Annotated in this window: 15 protein-coding genes and 1 tRNA gene; 8 read left to right on the plus strand and 8 right to left on the minus strand. The window is 43.4% G+C overall.

Translation table 11 applies throughout. The features are described 5' to 3' along the window. Positions 1–11: 11 nt before the first annotated feature. The 7 genes from AC0J2F_RS08810 to AC0J2F_RS08840 form a co-directional block, all read right to left on the minus strand. Positions 12–1,787: a tetratricopeptide repeat protein gene (locus AC0J2F_RS08810; RefSeq protein WP_473007328.1), complete on the minus strand. Its 1,776-nt coding sequence runs from the start codon at positions 1,785–1,787 to the stop codon at positions 12–14. A gap of 122 nt (positions 1,788–1,909) precedes the next feature. Continuing rightward, positions 1,910–3,181, minus strand: a complete 1,272-nt coding sequence (gene serS / locus AC0J2F_RS08815; protein WP_473007329.1) for a serine--tRNA ligase — start codon at positions 3,179–3,181, stop codon at positions 1,910–1,912. Positions 3,182–3,284: 103 nt separating this feature from the next. Further along, complete coding sequence (locus tag AC0J2F_RS08820; protein ID WP_473007330.1) at positions 3,285–4,649, minus strand: HTTM domain-containing protein; 1,365 nt, start codon at positions 4,647–4,649, stop codon at positions 3,285–3,287. After that, positions 4,630–5,562, minus strand: a complete 933-nt coding sequence (locus tag AC0J2F_RS08825) for a bifunctional riboflavin kinase/FAD synthetase (RefSeq protein ID WP_473007331.1) — start codon at positions 5,560–5,562, stop codon at positions 4,630–4,632. The genes AC0J2F_RS08820 and AC0J2F_RS08825 overlap by 20 nt, the downstream gene beginning before the upstream one ends. A 1-nt stretch (position 5,563) precedes the next feature. Next, positions 5,564–6,193 (minus strand): aminoacyl-tRNA hydrolase, encoded by a 630-nt coding sequence (gene pth / locus AC0J2F_RS08830; protein WP_374958361.1) that lies wholly within the window; start codon positions 6,191–6,193, stop codon positions 5,564–5,566. 80 nt (positions 6,194–6,273) lie between these two features. Next, positions 6,274–6,912: a 50S ribosomal protein L25/general stress protein Ctc gene (locus AC0J2F_RS08835; RefSeq protein ID WP_420378658.1), complete on the minus strand. Its 639-nt coding sequence runs from the start codon at positions 6,910–6,912 to the stop codon at positions 6,274–6,276. A 115-nt stretch (positions 6,913–7,027) separates the two neighbouring features. Beyond that, on the minus strand, positions 7,028–7,969 hold the full coding sequence (locus AC0J2F_RS08840) for a ribose-phosphate pyrophosphokinase (protein ID WP_420378659.1): 942 nt from the start codon (positions 7,967–7,969) through the stop codon (positions 7,028–7,030). Between the two features lie 124 nt (positions 7,970–8,093). Here AC0J2F_RS08840 and AC0J2F_RS08845 point away from each other — a divergent pair. Together AC0J2F_RS08845 and AC0J2F_RS08850 are read left to right on the plus strand one after the other, a co-directional pair. Beyond that, positions 8,094–8,175, plus strand: a tRNA-Leu gene (locus AC0J2F_RS08845). Between the two features lie 753 nt (positions 8,176–8,928). After that, complete coding sequence (locus AC0J2F_RS08850; protein ID WP_473007333.1) at positions 8,929–9,720, plus strand: DUF3050 domain-containing protein; 792 nt, start codon at positions 8,929–8,931, stop codon at positions 9,718–9,720. Positions 9,721–9,907: 187 nt separating this feature from the next. Here AC0J2F_RS08850 and AC0J2F_RS08855 read toward each other — a convergent pair whose 3' ends face one another. Further along, positions 9,908–10,690, minus strand: coding sequence for a hypothetical protein (locus AC0J2F_RS08855; RefSeq protein ID WP_473007334.1), 783 nt, complete (start codon positions 10,688–10,690; stop codon positions 9,908–9,910). Between the two features lie 171 nt (positions 10,691–10,861). Between AC0J2F_RS08855 and AC0J2F_RS08860 the strand changes: the two genes are divergently transcribed. From AC0J2F_RS08860 to AC0J2F_RS08885, 6 genes are all read left to right on the plus strand, one after another. Then, positions 10,862–11,248, plus strand: a complete 387-nt coding sequence (locus AC0J2F_RS08860; RefSeq protein WP_473007335.1) for a helix-turn-helix domain-containing protein — start codon at positions 10,862–10,864, stop codon at positions 11,246–11,248. 48 nt (positions 11,249–11,296) lie between these two features. Then, complete coding sequence (locus tag AC0J2F_RS08865; protein WP_473007336.1) at positions 11,297–11,692, plus strand: VOC family protein; 396 nt, start codon at positions 11,297–11,299, stop codon at positions 11,690–11,692. A gap of 71 nt (positions 11,693–11,763) precedes the next feature. Continuing rightward, positions 11,764–12,609, plus strand: coding sequence for a class I SAM-dependent methyltransferase (locus AC0J2F_RS08870; RefSeq protein ID WP_473007337.1), 846 nt, complete (start codon positions 11,764–11,766; stop codon positions 12,607–12,609). 1 nt (position 12,610) lies between these two features. Next, positions 12,611–13,090, plus strand: a complete 480-nt coding sequence (locus AC0J2F_RS08875) for a DUF1572 domain-containing protein (RefSeq protein WP_473007338.1) — start codon at positions 12,611–12,613, stop codon at positions 13,088–13,090. Between the two features lie 5 nt (positions 13,091–13,095). Beyond that, positions 13,096–13,578 (plus strand): DinB family protein, encoded by a 483-nt coding sequence (locus AC0J2F_RS08880; RefSeq protein ID WP_374958356.1) that lies wholly within the window; start codon positions 13,096–13,098, stop codon positions 13,576–13,578. 4 nt (positions 13,579–13,582) lie between these two features. Beyond that, the gene (locus AC0J2F_RS08885) at positions 13,583–14,698 is read left to right on the plus strand and encodes a WG repeat-containing protein (protein ID WP_473007339.1); all 1,116 of its coding nucleotides are present in this window, start codon (positions 13,583–13,585) and stop codon (positions 14,696–14,698) included. Positions 14,699–14,783: the final 85 nt, after the last annotated feature.

Consider the following 14,783-nt stretch of genomic DNA (forward strand, 5'->3'; position numbering starts at 1 on the left):
GGGTAGACGCCTTAATTTATGGTGTCGCCACGCAAACTGCGGTAGCGCTTTCTTGCGTCCACAAAGTAAATACTATCTGAGAAATTAAAGACGATCTGCTCGTAAAATTCCTTGGCCTTTTCGGGTAGTGCCAATTGTTTTTCGTAGAGTTGCCCAAGCAGAAAATAGGCATCGTCTGCTAAAATATCTTCTTTGAATAATTCAATGATGGTCTTGTAATCGGCTACTGCCTTTTCATAGACTCCAAGCGCTGTATAAAGCTTGGCGCGTCTTAGTAAGGCCTCGTCCTCTATAACCTCTCCTTTGTGGTTTTCTAAAATCTCGCTTAGTAAACGCACCGCCTCGTTGTTTTTATTCTGAAGGCTCAAAAGGTCGGCCTTGGCAAATTTGCGCAAAGCGGTCTGTGTGCTATCTTCTACAGAATTGTCGCTAATAAGCAAACTGAGTTCCATGGCATCATTGGCTATAAGTTGCGAAGTAGACTTTTTAAGCACATCTAATTGGATCTGTGACCATTTGAAATCGCCTTTGAAGTAACTTGTTCGCGCGACCTTAAAACGAGCCTCTTGAGCTAGGATATTCCCTTGAACCTGCTTTTGTATTTGCGAATAATAGATTAACGCCTGATTGAATTTTTGCGTGTAAACCAGTATGTCTGCGAGCTTCATGCGCACTCGAGCCTTTTCAAAACGGTTGAGGTCTGTGTCTGCCAAAACCTTTAGGTTTAAAATCGCGGTTTCAGGTTGCTGTTGTTTAAAAGCGATAAAGTCGTTGTAGGCTATCTGGAGCGCATAAGTACGCGTGCTTATACCATATTGCTCAAAGACCTTATCGAATTCTTGATTTACCTTTTTTAAGTCGGATTCTGTTTTGACAATTACCCCTAAGCGTTTTTCTTCTGCATCGAGTTGTTCTTCTAAAATAGCGCTATTGGCAATAATATATTCCAAGATCTCCAAGGAGATATCGAACTCTCCTTCTTCTTCTGTAATACCTGCCAATAGTGAAAGATGCTCTAAAGTTTCCCCTTTGCGCTTGTATATTGCTTTTTCTTGATTAAAGGATTTGCGAAACTCTTTTTGTTGTACATAGAGCCAACTCAAGAGTTCGTTGTACATCAAGTTCGGGTCTTGTTGAATCCGTTTTATCAGGGTTTTTCTAAAGACCACATTGGCCTGGTTGGCAGGGTCCTCTGTGATGAACTGGGTGAGACTTCTTTTGGTGTAGGAGCCGTAACCCGGTTTGGATTCCATAAGGTTCAAATAGGCATCGAACATCTTCTCGTAGTTCTGCAATTCGCCGTAAATGCGAGAAAGCTGCAGGTAAAAATCTGCATTCGGGTTTAGTTCCATGCCTTTTTCGTAAGACTTAACAGCCCATTCTAAGAGTCCGTAGCGATCAAAAGTATCGCCAATGAATCGGGCGTAATTAGGCTGTAGGGCAAGTTCGTCTACTGCCAACTGATAAAAGGCCTTAGCCTCCTCAGGTCGGTTTTGTAATTCAAAATTGTATCCAATGTCTACCGATAGCTGCGGATAAGGTCCATAAGCCTCAGCACGTCCGGCGAGCAAAGTTCCGGCTGTCTCATAATTTTCCAACTGCTGATGAGTAGCAACAAGCGCCTTAAAAATATCGAGTCTTCTAGGGTTCTTGTCGTACAAAGTCTGATAGATCCTCAGGGCCTTGTCGTATTTACCTTCGTCAAAATAAGTTTTGGCCAAGGCGTCGTTCTGCCCAAAACTAGCAAGGGGCAGTACAAACAGCAGTATGAACAAGTAATTGCGCACTTTTGTAAAGATATCAATTGAGTTCTTAAAGCCGCGTTAAGGACGCCAATTAAATTAATAGCAGCCCAGAGTGAGATCGGCTCTAAACCCATCCACCTACTTCAAAAAGCAAGGCATAATGATTATTGGATAGTATCGAATCCGCAGTAAGGAACTAAGACCTCAGGGATCTTTATCCCATCTGCAGTCTGATAATTCTCAAGAATACTGGCTAAAATACGCGGTAAGGCTAAGGCACTACCGTTTAGCGTGTGTGCCAATTCGTTCTTGCCTTCGGCATTTTTAAAACGCAATTTCATGCGGTTGCTCTGAAAGGTCTCGAAATTAGAGACAGAAGACACCTCTAGCCAACGATCTTGAGCGGTAGAGAATACCTCGAAATCATAAGTTAAGGCACTAGCAAAGGTCAGATCGCCTCCGCAGAGTCTCAGAATGCGATACGGGAGGCCAAGTTCTTCTAGGAGCACCTTTACATGGGCAAGCATTTCTTCTAAAGCTTCGTAAGAACGATCGGGATGTTCTATGCGAACAATCTCCACTTTGTCAAACTGATGCAGGCGATTCAAACCTCTAACATGGGCGCCGTAAGATCCGGCTTCGCGTCTAAAGCAAGGAGTATAACCTGTACAGGCTATGGGCAGGTCCTTGGCGTTGAGCAGGTCACCTCTAAACAAGTTGGTCACAGGCACTTCTGCCGTAGGTATCAAATACAGATTGTCTCCTGTAACGTGATACATTTGCCCTTCTTTATCTGGCAAACTTCCCGTACCAATTCCTGAAGCCTCGTTCACCAAGTGAGGCACCTGATATTCGGTGTAACCGGCTTCTATATTCTTGTCTAAGAAATAGCTGATAAGCGCACGTTGCAAACGAGCACCCTTGCCAATATAGACCGGAAATCCGGCTCCTGTTACTTTGTTTCCGAGTTCAAAGTCTATCAGATTGTATTTCTTGGCCAACTCCCAGTGAGGAAGCGCTCCCTCGTGTAAGCTAGGAATAGTCCCGTGACGCTCGGTTTCTACATTGTCTTCATCGCTGCTGCCTTCTGGTACCGCTTCGTTGGGAATATTCGGAAGCGTGAACAGCAATTCCTGCAGCTTATCTGCCGCGGCGTTGAGTTGTTCTTGCAGCGTTTTAGACTGCTCCTTGAGTCCGGCGGTTTTCTCTTTTAACAGGTTGGCTTTTTGTACTTCGCCACTTTTGAACAACTGCCCGATCTCTTTAGAAAAGGTGTTGGACTGGGCCAGGGTTTCATCGAGCTCAGCCTGCGTGTTTCTGCGGAGCTCATCGGCTTTAAGCACTTCTTCTATAATCGGCATAGCGTCCAAACCGCGTTTGGCCAAGGCTTTGGCAAAGCGGTCTTTGTGTTCGCGAATTTCACTAACCTGTAACATGAGTTCTGTTTGAATTAGGCCCCAAATTTAAACATTACGGCCTAGTTATCACAGCGGAAACGCTAAATAATACGGGCTATTTACTGGTCTTGTAGCAAGGACTTTATTGCTCGCTTGAAGTGGGTCTGGGCTGGGTAAAATTCTCTGGTGCGGGCAAGATCCAAGGATTGTGTTTAATGTGATCCCAAGATACTGCCGCCAGGTTAACATTTTCATCTATCAATAAATGATAACTGCCTGCATTGACTTTGACTCGTACCGTGGCATAGACCTCTACATCTTTGCCTTTATCTTTTTCGATCTGATGGATGCGTTGCGCAAGTTGCCAAATAAAATCGGGCTTGGTCCTGAAAGAACGGTATTGTTTTTTGCTCAGGAGGTCCTTGTAGTTGTAAGCGATCTTCCTCTTGTTCGGATCGGCCTTATCGACAATATAGTAGATTACCCGCCCGGATTTGGTCCGCAGCATCATCCGCCAAGAGAGTCGGTGACCTTCTTCTGACCACAATACAGGTTCAGCAATAAACCAATGTCTTAAAGGCAGTGCAAATTGGACTATCAGATAGACTGCTATGGCAGTTGTGGTGAAGGCGGCAGTTTTTGGAAGTCTTACCTCATTGCCTTGGTAAATGTCTTCTTTGGGCATGAACCGTTTTATTAGCGTTTCGCTAGAGAAAAAGAAGAGGGCAAAAGCGATAGACATATACGGGAAGATCCCAATGTGAAATACTGCGGAGTTGAACAGGTGAAAGAACAGCGATAAGCCAAAGGCCAACCAACGGGTCTTGCGCCAGAGGTACATCGGAATCACCAAAAGGTCAAAAAGAATTCCAAAATAAGCCATGCCTAAATGAACCCAAGGCAGTTGTAGAAAATCGCCAATGAGCCAATAATGCGCCTTGCCTCGCATAAAGATACGAGTCACTGTTCCGTCTAACCAGTCGGGATAAATTTTTGCGACAGCTGCGTAGGTGAATACAATTAAGAGCTGGCCAACAACTAAGACAGATACCCAACGTGGCATACTTATACTTTTGCGCTTCGGATTCAACTTGGTGTCTAAAGACATTCTACCTGCAGCGGGTAACAAGACCATTATCCAGGTAAGCAGCAACATTAAATAATAATGATTGTTATAGGAAGATTTTTGCATCAGGTAGACACAGGTCCACATCAAGGCGTAGCCTGCCATGCTCCAGCGGTATTTGTAGCCGAGCATAACCAGAATTCCAAAGATACCCATCACCGCAAAGTAGATATACATACCGTTTCCGGGCAGGGGTTGTAAGAATTCGAATCCGATAAAATTGAAAGTGAACTCAGGTTCTACCAAAGTTCTTTCAACCCAGCCAGTAGCAATAGCACCGTAGGCTTCCACAGTAAGTAAGAATCCGAAGGCAATGCGAAACAAGACCAGTCCGGCATTGTCTACACGTGTAAAAAGGTAATTATTGACGCGATCTAACATAGGCCTTTGCAATTTTCTGATCTTCCGCTATGGCTGCTGTAAGTTCGGCAGTAGATCCGAAACGTTGCTCGTCGCGTATGCGCGAGAGCAATTCGATCTGCAGTTTACGCCCATAAAGGTCGCCGTCAAAGTCCATAAAATAGGTCTCTATGCTCGTAGTTTCGCCACCAACAGTAGGGTTGGTTCCTATGTTCATAAGTCCGTAAACGGAAGTGTCGTCTATTTCGCTCTTCACAATATAAACCCCGTTTTTAGGAATGAGTTTGTAGTTTTCTTCCACTGCCAAATTGGCCGTAGGGTAACCCAAGGTACGCCCCAGACCACGGCCTTTAGTGATAGTTCCTGTCAGCGTAAAGGGATCGACCAAATAGGTGTTTGCCGTGTCCAGATCGCCGTCTAAAAGTGCTTTTCTGATCTTGGTAGAACTCACGGTTATCTCGTCAACCTCTTGAGCACTTACCTCTTCTACTTCGAAGCCGAACTCTTGACCAAATCTTCTGAGGTCTTTTACATCGGCGCGTCTATTGCGTCCAAAGCGATGATCATAGCCTATAATCACTTTTTTAGCCTGAAGTTGATTGACCAAGATCTGTTGTACAAAGTCTTCTGCGCTTATACGCGAAAAAGACTTTGTAAAAGGCTCTATGACCAAATGGTCAATGCCAACGCTTTCTAGTAATTGTTGCCGTTCTGTTATGGTTTGAATAAGCTTTATGTCTACATCTGGTTGTAAGACCATTCGCGGATGCGGAAACATAGTAAAGATCACAGACTCGCAACCCATAGCTCTTGCGCCGTCGGTGAGTCTTTTGAGCAATACTCTGTGCCCGGCATGTACTCCGTCAAAGGTCCCAATGGTAACTACCGTTTGGGTCTGTCCTTCAAAATCGCTTGCCGAGGCGTAGGTTTGCATCTTATTTACCGTTAAAGTTGTTCATGGTGTGATCCATCCCGGCTAGGGCAAAGGATTCTATCGCATCAGCGCTAATGGGTAAGCGCTCTTTAAGTGCGATTTGTTCGTCTTCGTTCCACTCACTGAGTACATAATCCACTTGTCTACCCTTAGAAAATTTATCACTGATCCCAAATCGGAATCGGTTGTAAGAGGTGGTATTTAGTGTGGCTTGAATGTCTTTAAGACCATTGTGACCTCCGTCTGAGCCTTTTTTCTTTAATCGGATGCTACCAAAAGGAAGGTTTAGATCATCAGTTATTACCAATAGGTTTTCTAGCGGAATCTTTTCTTGTTTGAGCCAATAGCTCACCGCCTTGCCACTCAAATTCATATAAGTGCTCGGTTTAAGCAAGATCAGTTGACGGCCCTTGATGCGGAACTTGGCAATATCACCTAATTTCTTAGACTCGAAAGTAGCCTCATGTCTGAGTGCGAGGGAATCTGCAACCGCAAAGCCAATATTGTGTCTGGTGTTGTCGTATTTGGGTCCAATATTACCCAAACCCACAATTAGAAATTTCTTCATGGGATCTTGCTCGGGCTCGCTAGGAGCGTCTAATCCAAAAAGTCGCTTTAAAAATGCGAGCATCTTTTTTTTGTAAAAATAAAAAGAGTCCGCTTAAATTGATAATTAAGCGGACTCTTTTATAGGTTCGTGAACTAGAAGATCTATTCTTCTGCAGGAGCTTCTGCGGGAGCATCAGCTGCTGCTTCTGCACCTTCTTCTGCGTCTTCATCTTCGTCTTCTGTCTCGGCAACAGCGTTACGAGAAGTTCTCACCTGTACAACAACAGTGTTGTCTGGGTGCATGATGGTGTAAGCATCGTCTGTCAATGCTGTAACATAAAGTTTGTTACCAATACGCAACTCAGTGATGTCTGCCTCGATATAATCTGGCAAGTTAGCTGGAATAGCTTTCACACGAAGTTTACGGTTTACAAAACGAAGTACCCCTCCGTTACGTACACCACGAGAGTTACCTACTAGACGTACAGGAATATTCATAGTGATTTCCTTGTCGTCGAAGATCTGGTAAAAATCGATGTGCAGGATACGATCAGTTACCGGGTGGAACTGAATGTCTTGCAATACAGCATTGATGTTTGTGCCGTCTTCTAGCGCAATCACAACTGTGTGTACGTCTGGAGTGTACACCAAGTCTTTGAACGCTAATTCTGGCGCTGAAAAGTGAATCGGTGTTTCTCCTCCGTATACTACGCAGGGAACCTTTCCAGCATTACGTAAGGCTTTGGTAGCTACCTTGCCCACGCTTTCTCTTTGAGATCCGTTAATTGTAATTGACTTCATAATAAGTTTTTAGCTCGCTTATTCGTTAAGCGGCTGCAAATATCCCAAATTTTTTTGGTAGCTGAAAGTAAATCCGACTTTTTTTACAATGCCTTAAAGGCTTATTCTCTGCGGATTACATCAGGAATTTAGAACTGATAGAACTGTTGGTGTTCACACTTTGCATTACAGAGGCAAAAAGCGGCGCACAACTCAATACGCGAAGCTTTGGAGATTGCTGTCTTAGTGGAATAGTGTCGGTTACGATAAGTTCTTCCAATTGAGAGTTCTCTAAACGCTCATAGGCCTGTCCGGAAAGGATTGGGTGGGTACAGATAGCTCTTACGCTTTTGGCTCCGCGTTCCATCATAAGGTCGGCAGCTTTGGTGAGGGTTCCCGCAGTGTCTACCATATCGTCTACCAAGACCACATTCTTGCCTTCCACATTACCAATGAGCTCCATGTGAGAGATCACATTGGCCTTGGCGCGTTGCTTGTAGCAGATCACCACATCGCTTTCTAAGGCTTTCGAATAAGCGTAGGCTCTTTTGGAACCTCCCATGTCTGGAGAAGCAATGGTAAGTTCGTCTAAGTTGAGCTGTTTTAAATAGGGTAAAAAGATGGTCGAGGCAAAAAGGTGATCTACCGGCTTTTCAAAAAATCCTTGGATCTGGTCTGCGTGAAGGTCCATGGTAATGATACGGGTTGCTCCAGCAGCCTCTAACATTTTTGCCACCATTTTAGCTGCGATAGGAACTCTAGGCTTGTCTTTTCTGTCTTGACGTGCCCAGCCAAAGTAAGGAAGTACGGCTGTGATATGTCTTGCAGAGGCGCGTTTTGCAGCGTCACACATGAGCAACATTTCCATCAGGTGGTCCGAAGGCGGAAAAGTAGAACCGATAATAAATACGCGAGCTCCGCGAACCGATTCCTCAAAAGAGGGTTGAAACTCCCCATCCGAATAGGTGGAAGTGATCACATTCCCTAATGGTTCTCCATATTTCTCGGCAATTTTTTCAGCGAGTTCTTGACTTTGTTTACAGGCAAAAATCTTGGGTTGAGGAACAGCTCCAGGCATATTTTTGTGGGTGTATTAGTTGGTGGTCACAAAGGTAAAAAAATCACAAAATCATCCCGAATATTTTTAGCCCTAATATTTGGCAATTAATTGAACATTTTATGTATTTTTGCCGTCCCGATAAGCCTTGGTGGCGGAATTGGTAGACGCGCTGGATTCAAAATCCAGTTCTTTCGGGAGTGTGGGTTCGATTCCCACCCAAGGTACAATGAACCACGAAAGAGTGGAAATGCGAGCGAGCTTCAAAAAAGAAGCTCGCTTCTTTTTTGAAGTAATGTGAAGTGTTTCCTTTTGTGGTTCTCAACAGCGCCGTGAAGGGAAGTTTTGCGAAGCAAAACAATCCCGCAACAAGCTGTTGTTTTAAGTTGTGTTTTCCGCTTCCGCGGCTACCTCACTCAAACATCCACTGGATGTTTGGTTTTTTCAAAACATCATTCGGTAATTTTTGAAGTAAAGCGATGTGAATCTTTTTGTGATTTTCACGCGGAGCGTGAAGGGAACTTCAGCGGAGCTGAAGAATCCCACTGTCACAAAAAGGGGGCTTTTTTTATTCAAATTAGGCCTTCCACTTCGCGGCTGCTTCCTTTAGATGTCTACAAGACATCTAGTTTTGTGTACAAAACTTCAGTCAGCAATGTGCTCTTCAAAACGAGCGCAGTGAGAACATTCGCGGAGCGAATGAATCCCACAAAGCGCGTGTTGATGCTTTGCAAAACAATCCCACAAAGTGAGTGTTGAATAGACTACGGGAAGACCAGAGTATTTTTAAAGTCTAATTTCAATTGAGTCAATCCGCAAAGCGGAACAAACTTTTGCTAAATCTTAATGGTGCCAGATAGAATCTGGCGCCAATGGGTAATTAAAAAGGAATCAGAATTTCTTATTGGACTATTGAAAAGGAATTGTATTCAATCGGATTTTGTGAGAGTCGCGTCCTTATTTTTGTAAAAAATTGTTTGATGTATAACTTACAACAGATTCTTGAGACAATTCATCCGTTGCGCGAAAAACTGCAAAATCATTCCCTTTACGACGAACTTGTTGATCTTGAAGATATAAAAATCTTCATGGAAATTCATGTTTTTGCTGTTTGGGATTTCATGTCACTTTTGAAGAGTTTGCAGCAACATTTGACTAATGTGCAAACCCCTTGGACACCTCCAAAGCATCCGGAGCTTGCACGTTTTATTAATGAAATTGTTTTTGGAGAAGAAAGTGATATCAATGAATTAGGTATTGCTAAAAGCCATTTTGAAATGTATCGGGAATCCATGCAGCAAGTAGGTGCTTCTACGATTGAAATAGACTCATTTTTGCAAAAAGTAGGTCAAGGTGTATCTGTAAATGTGGCTCTAGATTCTGTCAATTTAGATCAGGGGGTCAAGGAGTTCGTGAACTACACATTTGAAATTATTCAAACGCAAGAGGTACATAAAATTGCTGCGGCCTTTACTTTTGGTAGGGAAGACTTGATTCCGGATATGTTTATTGGCATTTTAAATGAAATTGACGGTAAAAATGAGCAATACACCAAGCTGCGATATTATTTGGAGCGACATATTGAGCTAGACGGAGATGAGCATGGACCACTTTCTTTACAAATGGTTTCTCATCTTTGCGGAACTGATTCTCAAAAATGGAAAGAAGCGCTCATTGTAACTGAGGAGGCATTGACTAAACGTATTGACCTTTGGGACACGATTCACAAAGCTATTAGAGTTAAAAAAGGCGAGTTTCGCCAGTTGGTATAGTTGCCTTAAGCTAAGCAACAATTCAAGCGATGTCTTAAAAAGCCCAAAAACCCTCCAACGCTGCGGCCAATATAGCATGTGCGAAGTTGGCAAGCGAGTCAAGAGTTGTAACCAATAGCGCGGTCGTGCAGCGACCATGGTCTGCTACACTGGGCGTCCAAATAATTAAAAAATTTGAAACTCGACCTTAAAGCTTCTCTATGATCTGATTTATCAGATCTGTCGAGGCGCTGTAATCCACGCCCGTTTGTTTGCCGATCTCTATCGCGTCTTTAGCGCGCTTTAAGGCTTCGGTGTACTTTCCTGTTTTAAAGAGTAGCGCCGCATGGGTGTCTACGTTGTAGTAATTCTCATCTAAGGCTATAGATCTATTCACCCAGCCAATGGCTTCTTGTAATTTGGCCTGATCATTTACGTTCTCATAATAACTCCACGCCAGACTGTTTAGATCGCTTGAATTATTCCAAATAAAGCCAATGTCATTTATGCGCCCAGATTCAACCAATTTGTAGGGCGTGATCTGAAAGCTGACTAAAGCATCGCTAATGTAGCCGTTCATCATATAAATGACTAGCGGAGCAGAGGAGACATTAAAGATGTTGTCGAGTCCTCGGGAGCTGCCACCAAGATTGGCGTGAAAGTTTAGAGATTTGGACCAATTGCGGTGGTAACCCTTGTTGAGCACACCGTCACGACGGTCTTTTGCGTCGACGTTTATGGTAATGAGATTGAGCATAGACAAATCGCAGCTGTGGTAGCGGTTTATCAGATCAATACAGGCAGCGCACCATTCTCCACTCCAAGTGATTATGAGGGTAGGTACGTTTCTATCTAAGTCGTATTCTGAATACAGATCGCTGATGGCTACGGTCTTGTTAGTCTTTAGGTCGGTAATGTTTGCGTCTATTTGCGCAATAGTACTTGAGGTAAGTGCAATAAAAAGAACGAGGAGTAATTGTTTGATTTTCATAGGGATGGTTATGTGTTAGTCTTTTGTTTGGTTTTAAGATCCTTTATGGGAGCTTTTTACCAATAAACTCAACCGTAAAGAATCAGCGCTGAAAATATAAATAATTTCAGTGTTCTCAACAAATGATTTACAGCCTGTTAGGCTGTCCGAGCAAATTGTTATCTTGTAGCGATGTCGATCTATCAGCAGCATTTAGAGCACTACAAGGCTACCAAGTTTGCCAATTCCGGACAGTTGGAAACCATAATGGGCGTAAAGCACCATATCGATGCGCACTATCAAGAGGAGCTGAATTTAGATGTGCTGTCTACAGAAGGTTTTGTGTCCAAATACCATATGTTGCGACTGTTTAAAAAGTATCACGGACAAACTCCGAGTCAATATTTAACGGACAAACGCTTGGAAAAAGCAAAAGAACTACTCAAAAGTGGAGCTTCGGTAACCGAGACTTGTTATGCAGTTGGCTTTAAATCGTTGGGGTCTTTCAGCGCACTTTTTAAACGAAGAAACAGTATCAGTCCGAAGGAATTTCAAAAAAGAGCAATTTTAAAGAAGTAATTGTTTTGTCGATTCTAGAATTTGCAGTCCAACTAAAAAATTCACCTTATGAAAGTAACCGTAATAAGTATTCCAGTAAGAGATCAGCAAAAGGCCTTAGAATTCTATACCGAGAAGCTGGGGTTCATTAAAAAACTCGACATTCCACTCAACGAAACAGACAGGTGGTTGACCTTGGTTTCTCCAGAAGATCAGGACGGTGTTCAGCTGGTGTTGGAACCAGGCCCGGTTCATTTTGAGCCTTGTCGTATATATCAAGAGGCCCTGATGGATGCAGGTTATCCTTACACCCAGTTCGACGTTGAGAACGTACAAGAAGAGTATGATCGCTTGTTGGGCTTAGATGTTGAATTCAGTGTGGCGCCTACCGAGATGGGCACGGTGAAGATTGCGGTGTTTAACGATACCTGCGGTAATAATATTCAGTTGGTGGAATACTTGTGATATTCTTTGCTGCCGGGATTGGTTGACTATTGCTATCTTTAGATTCGCAAAAATCCTGTGACCAAGCCGCAATGAACAAAAACTACTTTAGAAAGCTCTGGTATTCCCTCTCAGCCAAACAACGCTTTTGGGTTCGTTATCTGTATTATCTCCCAGCCGATCTTTGGGATAGAATAAAAGGCAAACGCAATAAATATGTACCGCCCAGAGGAGCGATCTATACCGGATCTGCAGCTGGAGCCGAAAAGTTCTTGGCCAGCAGTAAGCATCAATTGGAATTATTGAAGAGCGAGCTTTCCCTTGACCCAAACGATCATGTACTAGATATTGGTAGTGGAATTGGTCGCACTGCGATCTCATTGGTAGAATACCTTTCTGCCCAAGCGCGTTACGAAGGTTTTGACGTTGTAAAAAGTGGTGTAGACTGGTGCAATAAAAAAATTGGCCGCGACTTCCGGAATTTCAATTTTACCTATGTGCCCTTGTTCAACGATTTATACAACAATTCTAAGGCCAAGGCCACAGATTTCGAGTTTCCATACAAGGCTGCGGAGTTTGATAAAGTATTTTCCTTCTCTGTGTTCACACATATGATGGTAGATGAGATTGAGCATTATTTAAAAGAGATCCAACGGGTTATGAAAGACGACGGTTCGGCGCTTTCTACGTTTTTTCTTTACGATGAGACCGATGAGGATCAGATAGCGACTCAAGGTTTCGGATTCCCGGTTAAAGGCGATGGGTTTAGACTGATGAACAGCAAAGTGACCAGTGGAAATATCGCTATCCACAAAGAAAAATTAAACCAAATGATGGCCGCAGCAGGCTTGGAGGTTACACGAATAGCCGACGGTTTTTGGAAAGGAGCCGAAGAGGCTAAAGAATATCAAGACATAGTGGTCTTTAAAAAGAAGTAGCATGAAATCAAAAGAACTGGCAGATCGATTGCGGGAGGTGATTTTAAATGGCACTTGGGTTGCCAATACCAACTTTAAAGATCAAATTCAGGACATGGATTTTCAAAATGCGAATCGCAGCTTGGCCGGGCGCAATTCCATAGGTCTGCTCTCTCAGCATATCCATTATTATATAGCCGGAGTACTCAAGGCCTTTCAAACCGGACAGTTGACCATACGCGACAAATTCAGTTTTGATTTCCCTCTTTTCGAGTCCCAAAAGCAATGGACCGACTTTCAAGAGACTTTTTGGAAGGATACGGAAGCTTTGGCCCAAATAGTGGAAGCCATTCCGGATGTAGAGCTGGGGGCAGCTTTTATCGATCCGAAATACGGGCATATGCAACGTAATATAGACGGACTTATAGAGCACAGTTATTATCACTTAGGACAGGTAGCCCTCTTAAAGAAGATGATCGCCCAACAGAACGGAGTAGATTAAGACTTATGGCAACCATTGCTCATTTTATCAGTCAAATACAAGAGATCCAAGCCGGCAAGCCATGGATAGGCAGTAGTTATGAGCGTAAGTTGGCCGAGGTGGACCCGTCTTTGGTCTATGTACGTCCAACTCCCAAACTAAAAAGTATAGCTGCTTTGATATCACATCTTACCCTATGGCGAGAAGAAGCGGTGCTCAAAATTAAGACTGGCCAAGGAAGTAAAACAGATGCTTGTATAGAGAATTGGTTGCCAGACAAGGAGCTCCAAGCCCAAGGCTGGAATTCTATATGGGCAGCCTATCAGCAGAGTTTTACTGATCTGATAAGCTCCCTTAAGGGCAAGGAAGATTCCTTTTTGCAACAGACCTATTACGACACGGATTTTAAGGGCGAATATACTTACCAATGGTTGTTGGACGGTATCTTACAACACGATGTGTACCATTTGGGGCAGCTCGGACTGATCATCAAACATTTAAAAGAATAAAACTATGAGATTGCGCTTATTTTCTACTTTGTTTTTGGCCTTAATTGGAATGCTCACGGCTTGTCAAGATGAGGCTAAGAAAGACTCGGAGCCATCCGCAGAAATTTCAAAATCTGAATTGCTAGCCATGGTCATGATAGACGGAAAATACGGTTATATAGATACCTTGGGCGGTTTTGTAATTGAGCCGAAATATCCGCTGGCCCGTTCCTTCTCCAATGGCTTTGCCTGTGTAAATGTTGACGGAATACGTGCCGACTTGATAAACGGAGCGGTTGGAGGAGAATATATTTTTATAGATCCCGCCGGAACTGTACAGTTTGGCGAAAAGACCTTTAGTCAACCAACTTCTTTTTACGAAGGTTATGCACCCGTTCGTATGCCCGATGACAAAGTTGGGTTTATAGACACCTCTGGAACCCTTGTGGCGGAAGGTTTTGACGCTATGATGCCTTTTAGCGAAGGTTTGGCAGCCGCTCTGGATCTGGAAAATGAAACCATAGGTTATGTCGATACCAAAGGAGATTGGAAGATCAAATTACACGTAGACTACACCTTGGGCGATTTTCACCAAGGAAGGACCTTTTTTATGAAAGATCAGAAATACGGTTTTATAAATAGTAGTGGTCAAGAAGTGGTGCCCGCAACCTACGAAGGTACCTATGATTATAACGAGGGTTTGGCTGCTTATTTACAAGACGATATGTTCGGGTTTTTAGACCTTGAGGGCGCTGTAGCTATTCCTAATATTTACGAGGATGTAGCCGATTTTTCAGAAGGACTGTGCGCTGTACAAAAAGACGGAAAGTGGGGATTTATAAATAAGCAAAATGAGGTGGTGATTCCTTTTCAATATCCCGCTGTACGTAGTTTTAATGAGGGTGTTGCTGCCGTTCAACTAGATGGTAAGGTAGGATTTATCACTGCGGATGGAAACTGGCTGGTAGAACCCAAATACGGCAATGCGCTAGACTTTAAAAATGGTTTCGCTATAGTGCAGAGCGATTTAAAGCTTGGTTATATCAATCGTGAAGGGGTAGAGGTAATTAGTCCGCGTTTTGAACGCGCTGATAATTTTGTCAATCCGCAGGAATCAAATCCCATCTTAAAGGTCAATTGATCTTGAATATAGCTTTCGGCTACTTGCGAAGACTTGGTCAATTAGGGTTTCGTGGTCATTGAAATCCCACAAATTCTGGTTTTCA

Source organism: Gilvibacter sp. CC01 (genome assembly GCF_055755295.1).

Excerpts from the sequence above, each read along its gene's own strand:
- pth (WP_374958361.1), bottom strand. The coding sequence starts at position 6,193 with ATGCTCGCATTTTTAAAGCGACTTTTTGGATTAGACGCTCCTAGCGAG.
- AC0J2F_RS08840 (WP_420378659.1), bottom strand. The coding sequence starts at position 7,969 with ATGCCTGGAGCTGTTCCTCAACCCAAGATTTTTGCCTGTAAACAAAGT.
- AC0J2F_RS08855 (WP_473007334.1), bottom strand. The coding sequence starts at position 10,690 with ATGAAAATCAAACAATTACTCCTCGTTCTTTTTATTGCACTTACCTCA.
- AC0J2F_RS08820 (WP_473007330.1), bottom strand. The coding sequence starts at position 4,649 with ATGTTAGATCGCGTCAATAATTACCTTTTTACACGTGTAGACAATGCC.
- AC0J2F_RS08850 (WP_473007333.1), top strand. The coding sequence starts at position 8,929 with ATGTATAACTTACAACAGATTCTTGAGACAATTCATCCGTTGCGCGAA.
- AC0J2F_RS08835 (WP_420378658.1), bottom strand. The coding sequence starts at position 6,912 with ATGAAGTCAATTACAATTAACGGATCTCAAAGAGAAAGCGTGGGCAAG.
- AC0J2F_RS08860 (WP_473007335.1), top strand. The coding sequence starts at position 10,862 with ATGTCGATCTATCAGCAGCATTTAGAGCACTACAAGGCTACCAAGTTT.
- AC0J2F_RS08885 (WP_473007339.1), top strand. The coding sequence starts at position 13,583 with ATGAGATTGCGCTTATTTTCTACTTTGTTTTTGGCCTTAATTGGAATG.
- serS (WP_473007329.1), bottom strand. The coding sequence starts at position 3,181 with ATGTTACAGGTTAGTGAAATTCGCGAACACAAAGACCGCTTTGCCAAA.
- AC0J2F_RS08825 (WP_473007331.1), bottom strand. The coding sequence starts at position 5,562 with ATGCAAACCTACGCCTCGGCAAGCGATTTTGAAGGACAGACCCAAACG.
- AC0J2F_RS08880 (WP_374958356.1), top strand. The coding sequence starts at position 13,096 with ATGGCAACCATTGCTCATTTTATCAGTCAAATACAAGAGATCCAAGCC.
- AC0J2F_RS08870 (WP_473007337.1), top strand. The coding sequence starts at position 11,764 with ATGAACAAAAACTACTTTAGAAAGCTCTGGTATTCCCTCTCAGCCAAA.
- AC0J2F_RS08865 (WP_473007336.1), top strand. The coding sequence starts at position 11,297 with ATGAAAGTAACCGTAATAAGTATTCCAGTAAGAGATCAGCAAAAGGCC.
- AC0J2F_RS08875 (WP_473007338.1), top strand. The coding sequence starts at position 12,611 with ATGAAATCAAAAGAACTGGCAGATCGATTGCGGGAGGTGATTTTAAAT.